At 67.1% G+C, this 20,071-nt stretch carries 18 protein-coding genes; 6 read left to right on the top strand and 12 right to left on the bottom strand.

Going from position 1 to position 20,071, the window contains the following annotated elements; all coding sequences use genetic code 11:
- Window positions 1–31: 31 nt before the first annotated feature.
- The 3 genes from LDL28_RS13260 to LDL28_RS13250 form a co-directional block, all read right to left on the bottom strand.
- Window positions 32–1,528, bottom strand: coding sequence for a Ppx/GppA family phosphatase (locus LDL28_RS13260; protein WP_233058985.1), 1,497 nt, complete (start codon window positions 1,526–1,528; stop codon window positions 32–34).
- Between the two features lie 33 nt (window positions 1,529–1,561).
- Window positions 1,562–3,829, bottom strand: a complete 2,268-nt coding sequence (locus LDL28_RS13255; protein WP_233058984.1) for an RNA degradosome polyphosphate kinase — start codon at window positions 3,827–3,829, stop codon at window positions 1,562–1,564.
- A 100-nt stretch (window positions 3,830–3,929) separates the two neighbouring features.
- Window positions 3,930–4,691, bottom strand: coding sequence for a chromosomal replication initiator DnaA (locus LDL28_RS13250; protein ID WP_233058983.1), 762 nt, complete (start codon window positions 4,689–4,691; stop codon window positions 3,930–3,932).
- A 134-nt stretch (window positions 4,692–4,825) separates the two neighbouring features.
- On the opposite strand from LDL28_RS13250, the gene purM reads away from it, so the two are divergent.
- Window positions 4,826–5,926 carry a phosphoribosylformylglycinamidine cyclo-ligase gene (purM, locus tag LDL28_RS13245; protein WP_233058982.1) on the top strand — a complete coding sequence of 367 codons (1,101 nt, stop codon included), beginning with the start codon at window positions 4,826–4,828 and terminating at the stop codon, window positions 5,924–5,926.
- Window positions 5,927–5,936: 10 nt separating this feature from the next.
- The gene (purN, locus tag LDL28_RS13240) at window positions 5,937–6,557 is read left to right on the top strand and encodes a phosphoribosylglycinamide formyltransferase (RefSeq protein ID WP_233058981.1); all 621 of its coding nucleotides are present in this window, start codon (window positions 5,937–5,939) and stop codon (window positions 6,555–6,557) included.
- A gap of 119 nt (window positions 6,558–6,676) precedes the next feature.
- Here the strand turns inward: purN and ndk are convergent, their stop codons facing one another.
- Window positions 6,677–7,099, bottom strand: coding sequence for a nucleoside-diphosphate kinase (gene ndk / locus LDL28_RS13235; RefSeq protein WP_233058980.1), 423 nt, complete (start codon window positions 7,097–7,099; stop codon window positions 6,677–6,679).
- 161 nt (window positions 7,100–7,260) lie between these two features.
- Between ndk and LDL28_RS13230 the strand changes: the two genes are divergently transcribed.
- Complete coding sequence (locus LDL28_RS13230) at window positions 7,261–9,147, top strand: ATP-binding cassette domain-containing protein (protein WP_233058979.1); 1,887 nt, start codon at window positions 7,261–7,263, stop codon at window positions 9,145–9,147.
- 21 nt (window positions 9,148–9,168) lie between these two features.
- Here the strand turns inward: LDL28_RS13230 and LDL28_RS13225 are convergent, their stop codons facing one another.
- Window positions 9,169–10,377, bottom strand: a complete 1,209-nt coding sequence (locus LDL28_RS13225) for an MFS transporter (RefSeq protein WP_370636342.1) — start codon at window positions 10,375–10,377, stop codon at window positions 9,169–9,171.
- A 214-nt stretch (window positions 10,378–10,591) separates the two neighbouring features.
- Between LDL28_RS13225 and LDL28_RS13220 the strand changes: the two genes are divergently transcribed.
- The gene (locus LDL28_RS13220; RefSeq protein ID WP_233058978.1) at window positions 10,592–11,710 is read left to right on the top strand and encodes an AI-2E family transporter; all 1,119 of its coding nucleotides are present in this window, start codon (window positions 10,592–10,594) and stop codon (window positions 11,708–11,710) included.
- A gap of 14 nt (window positions 11,711–11,724) precedes the next feature.
- On the opposite strand, the gene soxR is transcribed toward LDL28_RS13220, so the two are convergent.
- A complete protein-coding gene (gene soxR / locus LDL28_RS13215; protein ID WP_233058977.1) occupies window positions 11,725–12,174 on the bottom strand; it encodes a redox-sensitive transcriptional activator SoxR in 450 nt (149 codons plus the stop codon).
- A 95-nt stretch (window positions 12,175–12,269) separates the two neighbouring features.
- On the opposite strand from soxR, the gene LDL28_RS13210 reads away from it, so the two are divergent.
- Window positions 12,270–13,715 carry an MFS transporter gene (locus tag LDL28_RS13210; RefSeq protein WP_233058976.1) on the top strand — a complete coding sequence of 482 codons (1,446 nt, stop codon included), beginning with the start codon at window positions 12,270–12,272 and terminating at the stop codon, window positions 13,713–13,715.
- A 14-nt stretch (window positions 13,716–13,729) separates the two neighbouring features.
- On the opposite strand, the gene LDL28_RS13205 is transcribed toward LDL28_RS13210, so the two are convergent.
- The 4 genes from LDL28_RS13205 to LDL28_RS13190 are packed head-to-tail and all read right to left on the bottom strand — an operon-like array spanning window position 13,730 to window position 17,918.
- Window positions 13,730–14,314 (bottom strand): HAD family phosphatase, encoded by a 585-nt coding sequence (locus LDL28_RS13205; protein WP_233058975.1) that lies wholly within the window; start codon window positions 14,312–14,314, stop codon window positions 13,730–13,732.
- The gene (locus LDL28_RS13200) at window positions 14,311–14,799 is read right to left on the bottom strand and encodes a hypothetical protein (RefSeq protein ID WP_233058974.1); all 489 of its coding nucleotides are present in this window, start codon (window positions 14,797–14,799) and stop codon (window positions 14,311–14,313) included. Before LDL28_RS13200 ends, LDL28_RS13205 begins: the two co-directional genes overlap by 4 nt.
- Window positions 14,800–15,951 carry a DegT/DnrJ/EryC1/StrS aminotransferase family protein gene (locus LDL28_RS13195; protein WP_233058973.1) on the bottom strand — a complete coding sequence of 384 codons (1,152 nt, stop codon included), beginning with the start codon at window positions 15,949–15,951 and terminating at the stop codon, window positions 14,800–14,802. It lies immediately after the preceding gene.
- Window positions 15,948–17,918: a nucleoside-diphosphate sugar epimerase/dehydratase gene (locus LDL28_RS13190; RefSeq protein ID WP_233058972.1), complete on the bottom strand. Its 1,971-nt coding sequence runs from the start codon at window positions 17,916–17,918 to the stop codon at window positions 15,948–15,950. Before LDL28_RS13190 ends, LDL28_RS13195 begins: the two co-directional genes overlap by 4 nt.
- 67 nt (window positions 17,919–17,985) lie before the next feature.
- Here LDL28_RS13190 and LDL28_RS13185 point away from each other — a divergent pair, with 67 nt between their 5' ends.
- A complete protein-coding gene (locus tag LDL28_RS13185) occupies window positions 17,986–19,023 on the top strand; it encodes a glycosyltransferase family 4 protein (protein WP_233058971.1) in 1,038 nt (345 codons plus the stop codon).
- A 69-nt stretch (window positions 19,024–19,092) separates the two neighbouring features.
- Here LDL28_RS13185 and LDL28_RS13180 read toward each other — a convergent pair whose 3' ends face one another.
- Window positions 19,093–19,548 (bottom strand): hypothetical protein, encoded by a 456-nt coding sequence (locus tag LDL28_RS13180; RefSeq protein ID WP_233058970.1) that lies wholly within the window; start codon window positions 19,546–19,548, stop codon window positions 19,093–19,095.
- A 50-nt stretch (window positions 19,549–19,598) separates the two neighbouring features.
- The gene (locus LDL28_RS13175; RefSeq protein ID WP_233058969.1) at window positions 19,599–20,015 is read right to left on the bottom strand and encodes a MarR family transcriptional regulator; all 417 of its coding nucleotides are present in this window, start codon (window positions 20,013–20,015) and stop codon (window positions 19,599–19,601) included.
- Between the last annotated feature and the right edge of the window lie 56 nt (window positions 20,016–20,071).

Raw genomic sequence — 20,071 nt, 5'->3', positions numbered from 1 at the left:
GCCCATTTATGCTTCGCCAGTCCCGGTCCGTTCAGTGATCACGGATCCTGACGGCCATGCCCAGCGCGCCGCCCAGGCGTTCCAGCCTGCGGCGCACGCTTTCCCCCTGCACGACATCGCGCCCCGGCGCGAAATGAAGCGAGACGGTGCCGCCCTCACATTCCAGCCGCGTGCCATCCAGCAGCGCCTCGGTCCCGCCGCTTACGGTATAGGCCAGCCGCAGGGCCTGCCCCAACGCCACGGCGCGCGCGAACTGTACCTGATCGAGCAGTTGCCGGGAGGGCTGGAGATAGGCCACCGACAGGTCGGCCCCATACCGCACCGCAAGCGTAAGCGACAGGAAGGCCCGCGCCTGATGGGTAAAGCCCACCCCCTGCATGCGCAGGATACGCAGGTAGGTCTGTTCGGCCCGGTATTCCGGGTGGTCATGCGCGCCGACATCCGACAGCCAGCACGCCACGGCGCGCAACTGCCGGGCGACCTGCCCCTCATCGGGGAAAAGGGGGGCCGTCCAGTCCGCCAGCCGCACCGGCAGGGTCATGCTGCGCCCCAGCATGCCGCACATTTCACGCGCGACCGCTTCCTGCGCGTCGTTGCCCGCCACGCTGGCGGCGACGTTGCGCATGTACCATCCCTCACGCAGGCCATCGACACAGAAGACCAGCCCCACCGACTGCGTGCGCCGCATGAGCCGGCGCAGCACGGTGGCGGCGAAAGGCGCATCTTCCAGCCGCTTGCGCGGCACGCCGGGCAGACGCTCGAGCGAACGCTTGCCCGCGCCCACGATCCAGTCCGCCATTTCGCGCGCGGTATCGGGGTTGAGCCGGTACAGATGCACGATATTGAGCGGATAGCCCGTGCGCACGATCTGCATGCGCGCCAGCGCACGGAACGCGCCCCCCACCAGATAGAGATCCTGCCCGCGCACATCGTCCAGCCAGCCCACGCGGGCCAGGTCCTCATCCGTCAGCGCGCGCGCGCGGGCCAGATCGCCGCCCGCGCGCTCATTGAGCCGGATCACCCCCAGCGGCAGGGTGCAGGCGTTGAGCTTGCGTCCGTTTTCCAGCCGGATCAGTTCCAGCGAACCACCGCCGATATCCGCCACCAGCCCGTTGGCGTCCGGTATGCCGCACAGCACGCCGGTGGCGGAATAATCCGCTTCCTCCTCCCCGCTCAGGATACGGATCGGCACGCCGGGCAGGCGTGATTTCAGGCCCGCCACGAATTCCGGGCCATTGGTGGCGTCGCGCACGGCGGCGGTGGCCAGCACCTCGAACGGGCTTGCCTCCATCCCGCGCGCGATGGCGTTGAAGCGGGCCATGACCTCCATGGCCAGCGGCACGGCTTCCTCGTTCAGGTGGCCCGTCGCGTTCAGCCCGCGGCCAAGGCGCAGGACCACTTTTTCATTAAAGATGGGCATCGGATTACGCGAAATGCCGTCAAACACCACAAGGCGGACGGAATTGGAGCCTAAATCTATCACCGCCGAGCGGCGGAACCCGCCAGAACCTGTCACATCCAGCCCCATATGTTACCCGCCCGCGCATCCATGCTGTAATCCTCAGTCCTCAATGATCGGTTCCGCATGCCAGGGCTGGGACGCACTGACCCGTATGGGCGCTTCCCCCCCGCTCGCACCACGCCCCGGGTAGCCCGGATGCTCCATGAAATATTCATGCGATGAAAACGGCCTCCGCCCCGGCTCCAGTCGCCGCCAGACACCGTTACGTTGTAGAATCCATGACTGAAGGTTGTCCTTGAGGTCAATCATCATGATCTGGTCCAGCACACGGGCATGCACCTGCGGGTCGAGCATGGGCACCATGCTTTCCACCCGCCAGTCCATGTTGCGCTGCATCCAGTCCGCCGAGGAGATGTACAGTTTCGCCTGCTTGGACGGAAGACGGTGCCCGTCGCCAAAGGCATAGATACGGGCGTGTTCCAGAAAGCGCCCGACAATCGACTTGACCTTGATGTTCTCCGACAGGCCCGGAACACCGGGCCGCAGGCAGCAGATGCCGCGCACCACCGCCGTCACCCGCACCCCCGCGCACGACGCGGCGTAAAGCCGGTCGATCAGGTCGGGATCGACCAGCGAGTTCATCTTGAGCCATATCTGCCCCGGCCGGCCCGCCTGCGCGTGCGCGATCTCGCCCGCGATCAGGTCTTCCAGCGTGCGGCGGATGGTGACGGGCGAAAACGCGATCGCCTCCATTCGGGCGGGCATGGCGTAGCCGGTCATGTAATTGAACAGCCGCGCCGAATCGCGCGCCAGTTCCGGGTTGCAGGTGAAAAACGATAGATCCGTATAGATCCGCGCCGTAATGGGGTGGTAGTTGCCCGTGCCAAAATGGGCGTAGGAACGCAGGGTCGTCCCTTCACGCCGCACCACGAGGCTGAGCTTGGCATGGGTCTTGAGGTCGGAAAAACCGAAGACCACCTGCACCCCGGCCGCTTCGAGCACGCGGGCCAGGCGGATGTTCGCCTCCTCGTCAAAGCGGGCGCGCAGCTCGACCATGGCGGTCACGGCCTTGCCCGCCTCGGCCGCCTCGATCAGCGCCTTGACGATGGGGCTGTCGCGCGATGTGCGGTACAGCGTCTGCTTGATCGCCACCACGGCGGGGTCAAGTGCCGCCTGCCGCAGGAACTGCACCACCACGTCAAAGCTTTCAAACGGGTGGTGGACGATCATGTCGCGCGCGCGGATGGCGGCGAAGCAGTCCCCCCCGCAATCGACGATCCGTTCGGGAAAGCGCGGGGTATAGGCGGGGAACAGCAGGTCGGGCCGGTCATCGACGATAAGCTGCTTGAGATCGACCACCCCGATCAGCCCGGACTGGACAAAAACCTCATCGGGTGGCGGGGCCAGGTCATCCGCCATGGAGCGGGCCAGATCCTCGGGCATGCGGGATTCGATGTCGAGATGGATCACCACGCCGCGCCTGCGGCGCTTGAGGGCCGATTCGTAGGAGCGGACCAGGTCCTCGGCCTCATCCTCGAATTCCACATCCGTATCGCGCACCACGCGCATCACCCCCCATTCCCCCGCCACAAGGCCGGGGAACAGCCGGTCAATGCACATGACAATCAGCCGCTCGAGCAGGATGAAGCGCGTCACCCCCGGTGGGGACAGGGCGGCGGGCAGCCGGATGAAGCGTTCGATCCGCGCGGGCAGCAGGATCAGGGCCTCCATCACGAACTGCCCGCTTGTGGCGTTCATGAGCCGCAGCGCCTGCGCGATGCCCATGTTGGGAATGAACGGCAGCGGATGCGCGGGATCGATGGCCAGCGGCGTCAGAACGGGAAACACGCGCTCCATGAAGCAGTTTTCCAGCCAGGCCTGTTCCTCGGGGGTGAAGGAGACCTCATCGCACACCACGATGCCCGCGGCCTCGAGTTCGCGCTGGAGATCGCGCCAGATGCGCTGCTGTTCCTGCAACAGCCGCCCCGTGCGCTCACGCACGGCGGCAAGCTGCTGCTGGGGGGTCAGCCCGTCGGGCGAGGTCTTGACCAGCCCCTCGCGCACCTGCCCCACCAGCCCCGCGATGCGCACGGAATAGAATTCATCAAGGTTGCTGGCGCTGATCGACAGGAAACGCACCCGTTCCAGCAGGGGGTTGCGGGGGTTGTCGGCCTCATCCACCACGCGCTGGTTGAAATCGAGCCATGACAGTTCGCGGTTGATGAACCGCGCGGGCGATGTGGCGTCGGGCAACGGCTCGGCCGGTTCGCGCAACGCAACCTGCCGCCCTGTTGCGGCACGCTTGCGGGGGCGCGGCGCTCGTGCTGCGGCGGTGGGGGGGCGTGGCGTTCTGGCCAATGGATTCATTCTCCCGTTCGGGGTGGTCTTCTTTGGTTGGGTGCGACTCTAGGCCAGCGGTGGACCCCTTGGCCAGAGCCGCCGAAGGCAGGCGTGGTTCAGCGGCCGTTCATGTTTCGGGCTCCATGCTGTCCACCGACAGGAGCATGTCCGCCAGCGCCTGCGTGGCGAGGGCGCGCGTAACGGGCGCACCCGCCGCCATGGCGGCATGGTCCAGCCTGCGCGCGGCTTCCTGCATGGCCAGCGCGGTGCGCGGCAGGCGGCGCAGCAGCCACTCCACCACCGGCTGGGACACGACGATCTGCCGCTCGGCCAGCAGCCGCAGCAGCAGCACGCGCAACAGCCCGTCACCCGGCTGGCGTATGGCCACCGCCATGGTCGCCCGCAGCCGGCTGGCCAGGTCAGGCAGCGCCACGGGCCAGCGCGCCGGGGGTTCGCGCCCCCCCAGAAGCAGGGCGATCCCCTGTTCGCGCGCGGTGTTGAGCAGATGCAGGAGCGCACGCTCATCGCCACAGCCATCCGCCCCGTCAAGCGCCAGCGCCATGACGGGCCTGCCCCCGGCACCCGCGGTGAACAGGGCCGCGACATGGGCATGCGACAGGCGGCTGCCGTGCAGCAGCAGCGCCTCGTGCCGGGCCGCCCATATTTCCAGCAGGTGGGTCTTGCCGGTGCCCGCGGCCCCCCATAGCGCCAGCCTGCGCTCGGGCCATGGGGTGGGGCCGAGCAGCCAGCTACGCGCCGCCGCGTTGGCGGCTGAAAAAACGAAGTCGCTGGCGGCGAACCGTGGCGTGTGGGCAAACGGCAACACCAGTTGCCCGATCGCGCCGGCAACCGCGTTTTCATCCATTTTAAGCTTCGTGCGCTCAACCACCGCTTTGTGCGTTGCCCCGCCTTGACGTAAAGAAAGCCGGAAGTCCGTTCGATCCCGGTTCCGTGCTGTGGTTTTCATAGCCTGCCCGCGGGAGTCCGGGAAAGTGATAGTTTGATTACACAAAGGCCCGCCGCATGACGTCCGCCCCACGCCCGCCCACCGCTCCCTCCGATACCGCGCCAAGCGCCACCTACCGCGATGCCGGGGTGGACATTGCCGCGGGTGACGCGCTTGTCGAGGTCATCAAGCCCGCGGCGAAGGCGACGGACCGCCCCGGCACCATGGGCGGGCTTGGCGGGTTCGGGGCGCTGTTCGACCTCAGGGCCGCCGGGTTCAGCGACCCCATCCTGGTCTCCTGCACCGATGGGGTGGGCACCAAGCTCATGATCGCCATTGAAAGCGGGCTGCACGAGACGGTGGGCATCGACCTTGTCGCCATGTGCGTGAACGACCTGGTGGTGCAGGGGGCGACCCCGCTGTTCTTCCTGGACTATTTCGCCACGGGCAAGCTTTCCATCGAGGACGCGGCCAAGGTGGTGCGCGGCATCGCGAAAGGCTGCGCCGGATCCGGCTGCGCGCTGGTGGGCGGCGAAACGGCGGAAATGCCGGGCATGTACGCACCCGGCCATTATGATCTGGCCGGTTTCTCTGTGGGGGCGGCCGAACGCACGGCGCTGCTGCCCGGCGCCATCCAGCCCGGTGATACGCTGATCGGCCTGCCTTCGGCCGGGGTCCATTCCAACGGTTTCTCGCTTGTGCGCAACATTGTCACGCGCAGCGGGCTGGCATGGGACGCCCCCTGCCCATTCGCCGATGGCCAGACGCTGGGCGAGGCGCTGATGACGCCCACGACACTCTACGTTCACCCCGTTCTGGACCTGCACCGGGCCGGGCTGCTCATGGGGGCGGCGCACATTACCGGCGGCGGCCTGCCGGGCAACCTGCCGCGCGTGCTGCCACAGGGCGTGCGCGCCGTGGTCGATGGGGCAAGCTGGCCCATCCCGCCCGTGTTCCAGTGGCTGGCCAGCATGGGCAATGTCACGACCGAGGAAATGCTGCGCGTCTTCAACTGCGGCATCGGCATGGTTCTGGTCGTGCGCGACAGCGCGGCGGCACTTGCCCATCTTGCCGCCCGCGGGCAGCAGGCCTTTGTCATCGGCGCGATCACGCAGGCCGAAACCCCGGACAGCCCGGCCACGCTGGCCTTTGACGGCCTGCCCGCGCTGCGTGACTGATACGGCCCCGATGGAAAAGAAACCGATCGCGATCCTGATCAGCGGGCGTGGCAGCAACATGCGCGCCCTGATCGAGTCGTGCGCGCGGCCCGACTATCCGGCCCGTATTGCCCTTGTGCTGAGCAACAACCCCGATGCGCCGGGGCTGGAGGTCGCGCGCGCGGCGGGGCTGGAGGCACGCGCCATCGACCACCGCCCCTACCGCAAGGACCGCGAAGCCCATGAGCGCGCGCTGGACGCGGCCCTACGCGCGGCGGGTGTGGAATATGTCTGCCTTGCGGGCTACATGCGCCTGCTCACGCCGTTCCTGACCACCGCATGGGCGGGGCGGATGCTCAATATCCATCCCAGCCTGCTGCCTGCCTTCGCGGGGCTGCACACCCATGAACGCGCGCTGGAAAGCCAGGTGCGCATCCATGGCTGCACCGTGCATCTCGTCACCGAGGGCATGGATGAAGGCCCGATACTGGGACAGGCGGCCGTACCCGTGCTGGCGGGTGACACGCCCGATATGCTGGCCGCGCGCGTATTGCGGCAGGAACACAGGCTCTACCCCGCCGCCCTGCTGCGCATGCTGGCGCCTGACGCCCCCCGCGAACTGTGTGAAACCACCTGCCTGCTGTCCGTGTGAAAAGGGTGTTCCCACCGCGCGCGGCATAAAACTGGCGGCATAAAAAAAAGCTGGCACGAAGCCAGCTTTTCGTCCGGAGGTGGGGCCACAGACCCCACCCGGCATCCAGTCCGCCCGGATCAGGGCAGGATTTCGGTGCCGGCGAAGAAGAACGCGATCTCATTCTTCGCATTCTCAAGGCTGTCGGAACCGTGGACGGAATTCGCCTCGATGCTTTCAGCGAACTTCGCGCGGATGGTGTGGGCCTCGGCCTTCTTGGGGTCGGTGGCGCCCATCACGTCGCGGTTCTTCGTCACGGCGTTCTCGCCTTCGAGCACCTGCACCACGACCGGGCCGGAGATCATGAAGGACACCAGATCGTTGTAGAACGGGCGTTCCTTATGCACTTCATAGAACGCACCGGCGGTGGCCGGGGTCAGCTGGATGCGCTTCTGCGCCACGATGCGCAGGCCATGTTCCTCGAACACGGCATTGATCTTGCCGGTCAGGTTACGGCGGGTCGCATCAGGCTTCAGGATGGAGAGGGTACGTTCGACTGCCATGGGACAGCTCCTTTCAAACAGGTTCGGAAATCTGTCGGTCCGGCATTGGTCACGGGCCGACATCACCTTACAAGGGCCATCTAGAGCATATCGCCACGGACTGGTAGGTACAACCCGCACGAAACCAGCCATGTCCCCCATATTGCCGGAGTTTCCCGCCCGTGAGCCTGCTTGTCATATCTGATCTGACCCTGCGCATCGCAGGCCGCACCCTGCTTGACGGGGCCAGCCTGAGCATTGACCCGGGCCGCAAGATCGGCCTCGTGGGCCGCAACGGGGCGGGCAAATCGACCTTGCTGGCCGCGATCGCGGGGGATATCGCCCCCGATGGCGGCAGCATCCACCTTTCGGCGCGCGCGCGCATGGCCCGCATCAGGCAGGAAGCGCCCACCGGCTACGGCTCGCTGCTGGACACCGTGCTGGCGGGTGATGTCGAGCGCACGGCGCTGCTGGCCGACTCCGAAACCTGCGCCGACCCCACGCGCGTGGCCGATATTCATGAACGCCTGCTGGCCATAGACGCCCACAGCGCCCCCGCCCGCGCCGCCGCCATCCTGTCCGGGCTGGGGTTTGACGCCGCGGCCCAGGCGCGCCCGGTCTCCGACTTTTCGGGCGGGTGGCGCATGCGCGTGGCGCTGGCCACCGCGCTGTTCCTCAACCCCGACCTGCTCCTGCTGGATGAGCCGACCAACCACCTTGACCTGGAAGCCACCATCTGGCTGGAAAACTGGCTGGCGCGCTTTGCCGGGGCCGCGCTGATCGTCAGTCATGACCGGGGGCTGCTGGACCGCGCGGTGGACGCCATTGCCCATCTCGACCACGGCAAGCTGACCCTGACCCCCGGCGGGTATGAGGAATTCGTGCGTATCCGCACCGAGCAGGCCCTGCAACAGGCCCGCATGGCCGAGCGCATCAATGCCCGCCGGGCGCATATGCAGTCCTTTGTGGACCGTTTCCGCGCCAAGGCCACGAAGGCCCGGCAGGCGCAGGCCCGGCTGAAGGCGCTGGAAAAACTGCCCCAGATCGAAAGCGTGGTGGAAGACGCGCCCAGCCAGTTCTCCTTTCCCGAACCTTCCGCCCTGCCGCCGCCCATGCTGACCATGGAGCGGGTCAGCGCCGGGTATGGCGCGCATACCATCCTGTCCAACCTGTCGCTGCGCATCGACATGGAAGACCGGATCGCCCTGCTGGGCGCCAATGGCAACGGCAAATCCACCTTCGCCAAGCTGGTGGCGGGCAGGCTTGCGCCACAGTCAGGCACCATCCAGCACAGCCCGAAGCTGAAGGTGGGGTATTTCGCCCAGCATCAGGCCGAGGAACTGCGCCCCGACGAATCCCCCGTTGACCATATGGCCCGCGCCCTGCCCGACGCCACGCCGCCCATGGTGCGCGCGCAGCTCGCCCGCTTCGGGCTGGACGCGGAACGGGCCGAGACGGTCACGCGCGACCTGTCGGGCGGGGAAAAGGCCCGCCTGCTGCTGGCGCTGGCCACGCGCGACGCCCCGCACCTGCTGATCCTGGATGAACCGACCAACCACCTCGACCTTGACGCGCGCGATGCACTGATCCGCGCACTGGCGGCGTTCGAGGGCGCGGTCCTGCTGATCAGCCATGACCCGCATCTGGTCGAACTGGTGGCGGACCGGCTGTGGCTGGTGGGCGACGGCACGGTCCGCACGTTCGATGGCGACATGGCGGAGTACCGCGTATGGCTGGGTGAACGCGCGCGCGCGGCCTCGGGCAATGACGCCTCGCGCCCGGCGGCGGCCCCCAAACGTGACGACCGCCGCGAACGCGCCGAGGCCCGCAAGGCCGTGGCCCCCCTGCGCAGGCGCATCCGCGACGCCGAACAGCTCATGGCGCGGCTGGTGGCGGAACGCACGAAGCTGGAGACAAGGCTGGCCGACCCGAAACTGTATGAAAGCGGCAAGGCGGAGGAAGTCACAGCACTCAATACCCGCCTTGCCGCCATCGCGCGCGAACATGACCGGGCGGAGGAAGACTGGCTGGAAGCCGAAACGGAACTCGAAGCCGCCAGCGCCGACTGACCCGCGCCCCGGCCATCACCATCACGCCGGAACGCGGCGGCCCTCCATGCGCTGCGCCAGCAGGCCGGCGGCAAACACCGCCAGCCCCCCGATGGACAGGCCCGCGCCCGCCCAGCCCACGGATTGCGCGCCATAACCGGCGGCGATCACCGCCCCGCCCAGCCACGCGCCGAAGGCGTTGGCGATGTTGACGGCGGAATGGTTGAGGGTGGCGGCCAGGACCTGCGCCTGCGGCGTGACATCCATAAGCCGTGTCTGCAACGCGGGCAGCAGCGCGATAATGCCGCCCATGAGGCTGATGACCAGCAGGATCGCGACCATGTTGCCCGCGCATAGCGCGAACAGGCAGGACATGAGCGCACTGCCCGCCAGTGTCACGACAATCGCCCGCGCGGGGCTGATATCCACCAGCCTGCTCCCGGCAATGTTGCCCGCCACCATGCCCACGCCCCACAGGGACTGGGCCAGCGGCACCACGAAGCCGGGCACATGGGTCACCGCAAGCAGCACCTCGGTCATGTAGGTGCCGACACAGAACATGCCGCCAAAGCCGATGGCCCCGGTGGCCAGCGTGAACCAGACCTGCGGGCGCCTGAGCACACCCAGTTCGTGCAGCGGCGAACTGGCGCGTTCCGCCGCCACCTCGGGCACATTGCGCGCGATCAGGGCAAGGGCCAGCACGCCCATGCACGTGATCACCCCATACATCGCGCGCCACCCCAGCACCTGCCCGCCCCATGTGGTCAGCGGCACCCCCACCACATGGGCCACGGTCAGCCCCACGAACACGCTCCCCACCGCGCGGCCCCGGCGCGCCGGGTCGGCCATGGCCGCCATGACCAGCGCCGCCACGCCATAAAACGCCCCGTGCGGCAGCCCCGCCACAAACCGCATGCACAGCAGCGACCAGTACCCCGGGGACAGGACGGACGCCGCGTTGCCCACCACGAACAGCGCCTGCAACACCAGCAGCAGCCCGCGCCGGGACATGCGCGCCCCGATGGTGGCGATAAGCGGCGCGCCCACCACCACCCCCAGCGCATAGGCGCTGATGACATGGCCCGCCGCCGGCACGCTCACCCCAAGCGAACGGGCCAGGCCGGGCAGGACGCCCATCATCGCGAACTCGCCCGTGCCGATACCGAATGTGCTTACCGCCAGTGCAAGTTCGGCGGCTCCAATACGTACTGATGAAGTGCTGATTGTAGGGGAAATGTTCGGCCTGGTCACATCTGCGCTCTTTCCCGATGGGTGAGAATGGCTTACGGCTCAGGATAATCAATGCCGTATCGGTCCGGTTCCGCACAATGCCATAAAACCGGTTTCATCTTATGGAAATCCGGTCCGATCCAGCCTATTCGCTTTCCGATACGTTATGGGGGTCTTCCCCTGCGGTGCCCACGTTCCGCCCAGCCCGTTCCCCGCATACCAGACGGACATCTCGATGACAGCCATTCCCCCATCGGCTTCCTCTCCCTCCCGCACCGCACATGAACAGACTGCAAACCCGACGACTGACCCCCGCGCCGCCCAGTTGGCGCGCATTTACGCGCTGCTGCGGCTGACCCTGATCATTACCGTGGTGGTCATGCTGATCTGGGTGGTGGGCGATGTCCTGATGGTCATCTTCGCCTCCACGCTGGTGGCCGTCATCCTGCACAACCTGGCCGGGATCGTGGAACGCCGCGCCCGCCTGCCCTACTGGCTGGCCCTGACCGCCGTGGTGAGCGTGCTGATCGCGGCGCTGACCGGCCTGATCTGGAGCAGCGGCCCCGAGATATCGGAACAGGCCGTGAAACTGCGCACCGCGCTGAGCACGCAGGCCCACAGCCTGCGCGACAGCATGGGCCATTCCTCCACCGGGCGCATGATCCTTGATAACCTGCCCGCCTCGCTGGGGGGGAACCAGCCATCCTCGGGCGGGGGCGGGTTCGGCTCGCTGGCGGGGTCGATGACGGGGTTCGTCTCCTCCGCCTTCGGCGCGGCGGGCACGCTGGCGGTGATCCTGATCGCGGGGCTCTATTTCGCCATATCGCCGGAACTGTATGTCAACGGCATGCTGCGGCTTGTCCCGCATGAATACCGCAGGAACGCGCGCGACCTGCTGCTGACGGCGGGGCGCACCCTGTGGGCATGGACCGCGGGCCAGGCGCTGGACATGACCGTGGTGGGGCTGCTGTCCTTCATCGGGCTGTGGTGCATCGGCGTGCCGCTGGCGCTCGCCCTTGGGGTCGTGGCGGGACTGGCGAATTTCATTCCCTATATCGGCGCGTTCGTGGGGGCCGTGCCCGCCGTGCTGATCGCCCTTTCGCAGGGCACGCGGGAGGGATTCATGGTGATGGGCCTCTATACCGCCATCCAGTTTTTCGAGGGCAACGTCATGGCCCCCCTGATCCAGCGCCATGCGGTGCAGATGCCGCCGGGGCTGACCATCCTGTCCCAGACGATTTTTGGCACCATCCTTGGCGTTCCGGGCCTTATTCTGGCCTCCCCCCTGACGGCGGCCCTGCTGGCCACGGCCGACCGCGCCATCCCCGGGCTGAAGGATGACGAGCGCGTCTGACCGCCCGCGCCCGTTCACCCGCCGGGCGGCACGGGACGGGGCGGCGCCCCATCGGGCGCGTGCAGCGGGCAGTCCTGAAAGCACACGCAGCCACAGCCCATGCACGACTCAAGCTGGTCGCGCAGTTTGACGAGGTTTTCGATCCGGTCCTGAAGCGACAGCCGCCAGGCCGATGACATGCGCCGCCAGTCGCGCCGGTTGGGCTGGCGGCCATCGGGCAGGGATTCGAGGGCCTGCCTGATTTCAGCCAGCGACAGGCCCGCGCGCTGGGCAATGCGGATCACGGCGACACGCCGCAGCACCGCGCGGGGGTAGCGCCGCTGGTTGCCACCGTTACGCTGTGCCGTGATCAGGCCCCTTGATTCGTAATAATGCAATGTCGAAACGGGAACACCCGAACGCCGGGCGACATCCCCCACGGCCAGTTCCCGCGGCAGGGCGGAAGATTTCGTACTCTGGGCCATTGACCTCAACCATGCTTGGGGTTTTATCAACAGTATCGGCATGCCCGGGCAAGCCCCGCGACCGACTTCCCGCCGCGGCACCCAAGGTCATTTCGATGGACGGTACAACAGACATGGGCAACGCATCCACTCCCACGTGGCGGCTCCTGTTCTCCGGCGCCAATGGCGCGAAATCCTGCGTTCTGGCGGTCGGTGTCGCGCTGCACGCGATCAATCTCTACATGATCCTGGCCATACTGCCCTCCGCCGTGAAGGATATTGGCGGCATCCGGTACTATGCGTGGAACGAGACGCTTTTCATCGTCGCCTCCATTATCGGTTCGTCCCTGTCCATTCATGCCCTTGGCACGCTGGGGCCACGGCGGGCCTACGCCATGGCGGCGGGCGTTTTCGCGCTGGGCGCGCTGCTATGCGCGCTTGCCCCGTCCATGGGGGTCATGCTGTGGGGCCGGAGCTTTCAGGGGCTGGGGGCGGGCATGCTGGTTTCACTGGCCTATGCCGTGATCCGGCTGGTCTTTGCCGAGCCGTTATGGACCCGCGCCATGGGCATGCTTTCCTCCATGTGGGGAATCGCCACCCTGATCGGCCCGGCCATGGGCGGCCTGTTCGCCGAGATCGGGGCATGGCGGCTGGCGTTCTGGATCCTGTGCGCGGGATCGCTGGTTTTCGCCATTTTCGCGGTGCGGGTGCTGCCCCCTGCCCGCGCCGAAGCCGGCATGCCCACATCCGCGATGGCGTGGCGGCAGCTCATGCTGCTGGTGATGTCGGTGCTTGTCCTGTCCGTGACCAGCGCGGCCCTTCATTTCCAGCAGAATCTGGCGGGGCTGGCCATTTCGCTGGGCCTGTTCGCGTGGTTTGCCCATTGCGAGCATAACCGCGACACCCGGCTGCTACCAAAGGGCGCGCTGGGCCTGCGCTCCCCCCTGCTGCCGTTCTACTGCCTGCTGGGTGGTCTGGCCCTGAGTGTGGAAGTCATTGAAATTTTCGCGCCCCTTTTCCTTCAGGTCCTGCACCACCAGCGCCCGGTGGTGGCCGGTTACCTGTCGGCCCTCATGGCCGCCGGGTGGTCGGCAGGTTCCTTTACAAGCGGCGGGGCCACGCCGCATCAGGCGCGTCGCGCACTGGCGACGGCGCCGGTTCTGGGGTTCGGGGCGATCGTGTTCCTGACATGGTGGATGCCATGCCCCGCCAGCGGGTCGCTGGCGGACATCATCCCCATCGGGGTGGCGTTCGCCGCCGTAGGCACGGGGGTCGGCATGGCATGGCCGCATCTGCTGGGCGGGATCCTGCGCCTGACGCCGCCTGCCGAACAGGGGCTGGCCTCCGCCTCGCTCACGACCATACAGCTTTACACCACGGCCGTAGCGTCCGCCGTGGCGGGAACGATCGCCAACGCCGCGGGGCTTGCGCAGCCGGGGGGAACCACCGGGGCGCAACAGGCCGCCTTCTGGGTATTCGCCCTGTTCTCGGTCATTCCCGCGCTGTCCATCCTTGTCAGCAGGCGGGTGGTCGCGCTTTACCGCTCGCTCGGCACCGGCTGAAGCGCGCGGCGGCTTCAGGGCAGCAGCGTGTTGACATCGACATGCGGCATGCCCGCGCGGGTCGCGGCCAGCATGCCCTCGCGACTGTCCTCGAACACGAGACAGGATGCGGGCGCGACATCCAGCCTGCCCGCCGCCAGCAGGAACATATCGGGCGCGGGCTTGGGATTGTCCACGTCATCTATGGTGATGATGGTGTCAAACAGCCGCTCAAGCCCCAGGTGCCGCAGGCAGGCGGACACGATCTGCCGCGACCCGTTGGAGGCCACGGCCATGGGCAGCAGACCGTGATAGCGCCGGGCTATATCCGTCACCACCGTAATTTCCTCCAGCACATGAAGCTGCTGGAGCATCATTTCACGCGCACGGGCGATGATGAGGTCACGCTCCACGCTGCGGCCCAGACGCTGTTCGACGATATCCAGCACCATCTGCTCCGAGATGCCGCCATGGCCGTGGAACCATTCCAGCGGCACGCTCTGGCGGATCGCGTCCTCAAGGGCGGTGATCCAGCCCTCGCGGTACAGGGGCAGGCTGTCGACGAGCGTGCCGTCGCAATCAAAGATCAGCCCCGCCGTGCCTTCCGCCACCAGGCTCATGGAAAGGCGGACCGGGGATAATCGTACTGATTGACCAGATCACGCAGCGCGCTGAAATCCTTGTTCTTGAAATGGTGGAAACGGATGACCGCGCCGGGCTTCGATTCCACGAACACGGTATTGTTCCAGTCCGCCGCGCTGATCCCGGTCCATAGCGTGATGCGGTAGGGCTCCGCCGGGGCGGCGTCATGCTGCGCCCCGTCCGCGCGCACCTGCATTTCCATGACCGCGTCCCCGCTTGAAGGCGGTGTCTGGCCCAGCGGGCCCCATCCGGCGGTATGGGCCTGCAACCAGTCATTGAGCGTATGGATCTGGGCTGCGGTCAGGCTGCGTTCCTTGCGCATGGGCCCGACGGCGATGGTGCCCGATTCCATGGTGGGAAAGCTCAGCGGCCGGAAATTGGGCATGGCCATGTACCACAACCCCGTTGCCGTACCGACCGTGATGAACAGGAACCCGATCAGCAGGGCTGTCTCGCGTTTCATTTAGGTTTGATCTCCTTGGGCACACACGGCCGCGATAACCCGGCCAACGTCATGATCCGTCAGTTCCGGGTGGAGCGGCAGCGCCAGAATACGCTGGGACAGCTCCTCCGCCACGGGCAGGGCCACGCCATCATGCGCCGCCGCATAAGCGGGCTGATGGTGCAGGGGGCGCGGGTAATAGATGGCGGAGGCGACGCCGCGCGCCTGCATGGACTGCTGGATGGCCGCGCGCTCCGTCGCCCCCCTGGTCAGGACGGAATAGATCGCCCATGACGCCTGACTGTCCGGCACGCGGGCGGGCGGCGTGACATGGCCCGCCACACCCCCGTCATAAGCGGCGGCTATGGCCCGCCTGCGATCAAGCTCCATGTCGAAAATATCCAGCTTGGCCAGCAGGATGGCGGCCTGGATCGTATCCAGCCGCGCGTTCATGCCGGTGCGCAGCACCTCATAACGGGTCTTGCCTTCCCCATGCGTGCGCAGCGAGCGGTACAGTTCGGCCCGCGCCGGGTCATCGGTCAGGATACCGCCGGCATCGCCATACGCACCCAGCGGCTTGGAGGGAAAGAACGACAGCGTGGTGGCCACCGCCTCCCGCCCCAGCCTGCGCCCGGACAGGCTGGCCCCGAACGCCTGCGCGCAGTCGGCCATGAGGAACAGGTCCTCCTCCTGCGCGATGGCACGCAGTTCCGGCCACGGCGCGGGCTGGCCGAACAGATCCACCCCGATCACCGCGCGCGGGCGCAGGCGGCCCGCCTTCCTTACATCGGCAATGCGGCGGCGCAGGCTGGCGGGGTCGATCTGGAACGTGGCGGGATCCACATCCACGAAAACCGGGGTGGCCCCCAGCACCAGCGGCACCTCGGCCGTGGCGGTATAGGTGAAGGCAGGCAGGAATACGGCGTCGCCCGCCCCGATTCCCTCGGCCATCAGCACGATCTGGATCGCATCCGTGCCCGACGAGACACCCACGCATTCCGCCGCCCCGCTATAGCTGGCCAGCCGGCCTTCAAGCTCCATGACTTCCGGGCCCATGACAAAGCGGCAGTGCTTCATGACCGCATCGACACGCTGTTTGATCCGGGGGCCGATCAGGCTCTGCTGCTGGGGCAGGTTCAGAAAGCCCACGGGGGCTTCCAGCGGAGCGTTCATGATGCATTCCTTTCCACATCGAGCGGTCCAGCCGGGACCGGAGTGACCCTGCCATGGGGGTTGTGTACGAACTCGGGCACAAGCCCGCGCACCAGTTCCAGCGCCTGCGCGCCATCACCATTACGGCATGCCACATCAAGTGCATCCATGATATTGGCCACCTGCGCAAGGTCCACCGTACGCGGTGTTGCCATCCGCAGGCCGGGACAGCCGGTGGGCTGCAGCACTTCCTGCCGGTAAAACAGGTCTTCCTCCAGCTTTTCACCGGGGCGCAGGCCGGTAAAGCGGATCTCCACATCCGTGCCGGGCCGCAACCCGGCCAGGACGATCATCTGGCGCGCCAGATCAAGGATACGCACCGGCGTGCCCATATCCAGCACGAATATCCCGCCGCCCCGCAACAGGGGGGCAAGCCTGCCCGCCTCGGCCCCGGTGCCACAGGCGCTGGCCTGCAGGACCAGCCCCACCGCTTCGGATACGGTCATGAAATAACGCTGCATGCGCGAATCGGTCACCGTAAGCGGGCCACCGCGCTCAAGCTGGTGGCGGAACAGCGGAATGACCGATCCGGTCGATCCCATCACATTGCCGAACCGCACGCTCATGCACCGCATGCCCGCGCCCTCTGTCCCGCCACGGGCCCGCATATCCAGCGCCTGGCAGTACATTTCCGCCACGCGCTTGGACGCCCCCATGACACTGGCCGGATTGACCGCCTTGTCCGTCGAGATCAGCACCATCGCCCGCGCACCATGGCGCGCCGCGGCATCGGCCACGATGCGGGTGCCGGTCACGTTGGTCAGCAGCCCTTCGCAGGGATTGTCCTCAACCATCGGCACATGCTTCAGCGCCGCGGCATGAAAGACCAGTTCGGGCCGGAAACGGGCAAAAACCCGGTCGATCCGCCCGGCGTCGCGTATATCGGCCAGCACGAGATGCCGCGCTACGTCACTCCCCTGTTCCCCCAGATGAAGATCCACCTGCCACAGCGGGAATTCCCCGATGTCCAGCAGCACCATTTCCGCCGGGGCGTGGGCGGCGATCTGCCGGGCCAGTTCACCGCCAATGGATCCACCGGCCCCGGTAATCAGCACGCGCCTGCCGCGCAGCATTTCCGCAATGCCGTGCCCATCCTGTGTCACGGCGGGGCGATTGAGCAGGTCGGTCAGGCTGACAGGCGGCAGGGGGGCGGACACACCCCCGGCCAGGCCCGACAGGTCGGCCATGCAGCGGACCTGCGTGCCGGTGTCCTGCGCCGCGTGCAGCACGGCCGCCAGCCGCGCGCCGCGAAAGTCCGGATCGACCACAACCAGCAGCATATCCCCGGCGGGCTCCATGCGGGACAGGATGCGCGCCAGATCCCCCACCTGCCCCAACACCGGCACACCGCACAACTGCCGCCCCGGCCGGCGCTGCGGCCCTTCGACCACCATGCCCACGACCCGGCCCGCCCGGTCGGGCATCAGCCTGAGAAAACGGCTCGCCCCCTCCCCATCCCCCAGCAGGATGATCCGCGCGCCGGACCGCATGGCCCGTCCGCCACGGTAATGGCGCCAGCCCTGATACCCCGCCCGCGCGCCCGCCATGAGCATGAACGCCGCCATGGTGTAAGCCATGCCGAAAGCGGGCGCGCCCGCTCCCGCGCCCAGCCCGGCCAGCAGGCCGGTCGCCAGCAGGCCCGCCAGCACGCAGGCCCCGCCCAGCCGCCAGAAGTCGGACCGCCCGGCAAAGCGCCAGTGCTGCTGGAAAACACGGAACGGCCAGCCCGCCACCGCGATGGCCCCCATGCCCACGACCGGCAGCGCCCATGCCGGCCACCCCCGCGCCACGAAACCGCTCACGCCCTGCGCCACGAAGGCGGCGATCGTGCCCATAAGCGTATCAAGGGCGCAATTTACCGCCAGGGTCCGTATCATGCGCGCGCATTCGGCCAGGGCCGGGCGACGGCGGGAGGATTGCCTAACCATTCTGCGCCACCTATAGCCGAGCGGACGTAGGGCAAGAAGGAGAGATCATGCTCCAATCCCGGCTTTCATGACCAGCATGCATTCCACCCATGCCGCCGTGGCCCTGTTTGGCCTTGTGCTCATGGCGGGCGGCCTGACGGCGACGGTCCTGTCACGTCGGGTGATCGGTCTGCACGTCATGGATTATCCTACCGGGCGCAGCGCCCACGCCGCCCCCGTGCCCAAGGGTGGGGGGCTGGCGATTGTGGCCGTGTTCCTTGTCGGTATGCCAGTGACGGAAATGATCTTCCACCATGTGGCGGACAGGGCGGACATCACATTGCTGCTCGCCACGGTCTGGCTTGGCCTTTTTTCATGGCATGACGACATGCACCCCATGCCCCCGGCATGGAAGCTTGCGGCACAGGTCGCCGCGGCCAGCGTGGTGGCGGGGGGCGGCATCGCGGCCCTGCCCCTGCCTGCGGCATGGGCCGAACTGCCGTTAAGGATTCTGTGGCTGGTCTGCCTGTGCAATGTTCTCAATTTCGTGGATGGACTGGATGGGCTGGCCGGTGGCTGCACGCTGCTGGCCTGCCTGGCCACGGCGGGGCTGTGCCTTGCCGCCCATGGCGGCGTGGACATATGGGGCACGGCGCTGGTTCTGGCTGCGGCCATGGCCGGCTTCCTGCCCCTGAACTTTCCGCGTGCGCGACTTTTCATGGGGGATGTGGGAAGCCAGTGCTGCGGGCTGGTGCTTGGCGCGCTGGGACTGCGCATGGCGGGCCTGCCGCATCTGTCCCATGGCGGGATGCTGATGCCGCTGATCCTGTCAGGCATGCTGACGGATGTGTCGGCGACCCTGCTGCGGCGCATCCATGCGGGCCGTCCGCTCATGCGCGCGCACCGCGAGCATCTGTACCAGATGGCCCATCGCAGCGGCATGAAGGCGCCGCGCATTACCCTTATGGCATGGGGGGCGACCGCTTACGGGAGCCTTGTGGCCGGGGCCGTGGCCACGAACCGGATCGCCCCATCCACCGCCCTTGGCCTGGTCGGCATTGTCCAGCTTGGCTGGGCCGTGACCGTGTGGCGGCGGGTACGCCGCACACCGGAACTGACATGGTGACGAAAAGGGGGAGGACAGCCCTGCGGCCATCCTCCCCCTGATCCGGACCTGTCGGGACCGCTGGAAAGGTTATTTGCGCAGCGTAATCTTCATGCCCTGCGCCGCCGCGGCCAGACGGCCGCCCGTGCTGGTTGTGTCAAGCTGGATCCGCACGCCTGCCGGGTTGTTCAGCAGTATGGCCCCCACGCCGGTGCCAGCCGTGACATCCCCGTTCACGGCGGCATAACTGCCTTCGAAATCCTGGACCTTGGTCAGGTTATAGACGGTGCCACGGGCATCCACATTGGCAAAGCCCACGGCCGCCAGCGACCCGCCCTCGATCTTGAAGCGGTAGGTGTGATGCTTGAACACAAGCTTGCCCGTGCCCCATGTATGACCAACGCCGACATCAAGCGACTTGAACTTCATCGTCACCTGTCCCGACGGCGTTCCGAGCGAGGAGTCGGCCGCCATGGCCAGCGCGGGCATACCGGCCAGGGGCGCCAGTGCAATGGCGGCGGCAACCAGACGTCGTGATATACGCATGGATCAAATCCTTCAGTGCCTGAAATGCACGAAAACAGCCATGGGCGTGTTCAGCCTACCCGGCGCAGCCCCTCGGCGCGGCGGGGACGGACGGGCTTGCGGGCCGGGGTGGCGGCCTTTTCCTGTGTCGCCGTCTCGCTCACGATGGCGGAAAGGTCACGCAGGTAGGCATTGCCCTTGAGCGTGCGCTTGATCAGCACGGAGCGGCGGTCCATCGGGTCCGGCGTGCGGCGGGCCAGATCCAGATCCTTCAGCCGGTCCAGCGCGCGGGTGATCGCGGGCTTGGACACGTTCAGCTCGGCGGCGAGACCACGTACGGTATGTGCGTCGTCACTCAGGTAGCAGGTCAGGAACACAGCCAGCTGGCGGGCCGACAGATCGGGACCGTCACGGCGGACCATCGCCACAATGGTATCGCGCAGGGAATTGATCATCTGATCCGTATGAGCCTGTGATGACTTGGCCATCGGTGGAAATCCTTTGTCGAATATCAGTCCCGCTAACCGGCGCAGATGCAGAATCG

The sequence above is a fragment of the Komagataeibacter sp. FNDCR2 genome (assembly GCF_021295395.1).
In the GTDB taxonomy this organism is placed as follows: domain Bacteria; phylum Pseudomonadota; class Alphaproteobacteria; order Acetobacterales; family Acetobacteraceae; genus Komagataeibacter.
This window is presented reverse-complemented; position numbering and strand designations above follow the sequence as displayed.

Bases quoted from the DNA above. Each gene is read 5' to 3' on its own strand.
- LDL28_RS13260 (WP_233058985.1), bottom strand. From the start codon at position 1,528: ATGGGGCTGGATGTGACAGGTTCTGGCGGGTTCCGCCGCTCGGCGGTG.
- LDL28_RS13255 (WP_233058984.1), bottom strand. From the start codon at position 3,829: ATGAATCCATTGGCCAGAACGCCACGCCCCCCCACCGCCGCAGCACGA.
- purM (WP_233058982.1), top strand. From the start codon at position 4,826: ATGACGTCCGCCCCACGCCCGCCCACCGCTCCCTCCGATACCGCGCCA.
- purN (WP_233058981.1), top strand. From the start codon at position 5,937: ATGGAAAAGAAACCGATCGCGATCCTGATCAGCGGGCGTGGCAGCAAC.
- ndk (WP_233058980.1), bottom strand. From the start codon at position 7,099: ATGGCAGTCGAACGTACCCTCTCCATCCTGAAGCCTGATGCGACCCGC.
- LDL28_RS13220 (WP_233058978.1), top strand. From the start codon at position 10,592: ATGACAGCCATTCCCCCATCGGCTTCCTCTCCCTCCCGCACCGCACAT.
- soxR (WP_233058977.1), bottom strand. From the start codon at position 12,174: ATGGCCCAGAGTACGAAATCTTCCGCCCTGCCGCGGGAACTGGCCGTG.
- LDL28_RS13210 (WP_233058976.1), top strand. From the start codon at position 12,270: ATGGACGGTACAACAGACATGGGCAACGCATCCACTCCCACGTGGCGG.
- LDL28_RS13205 (WP_233058975.1), bottom strand. From the start codon at position 14,314: ATGAGCCTGGTGGCGGAAGGCACGGCGGGGCTGATCTTTGATTGCGAC.
- LDL28_RS13200 (WP_233058974.1), bottom strand. From the start codon at position 14,799: ATGAAACGCGAGACAGCCCTGCTGATCGGGTTCCTGTTCATCACGGTC.
- LDL28_RS13195 (WP_233058973.1), bottom strand. From the start codon at position 15,951: ATGAACGCTCCGCTGGAAGCCCCCGTGGGCTTTCTGAACCTGCCCCAG.
- LDL28_RS13190 (WP_233058972.1), bottom strand. From the start codon at position 17,918: ATGGTTAGGCAATCCTCCCGCCGTCGCCCGGCCCTGGCCGAATGCGCG.
- LDL28_RS13185 (WP_233058971.1), top strand. From the start codon at position 17,986: ATGACCAGCATGCATTCCACCCATGCCGCCGTGGCCCTGTTTGGCCTT.
- LDL28_RS13180 (WP_233058970.1), bottom strand. From the start codon at position 19,548: ATGCGTATATCACGACGTCTGGTTGCCGCCGCCATTGCACTGGCGCCC.
- LDL28_RS13175 (WP_233058969.1), bottom strand. From the start codon at position 20,015: ATGGCCAAGTCATCACAGGCTCATACGGATCAGATGATCAATTCCCTG.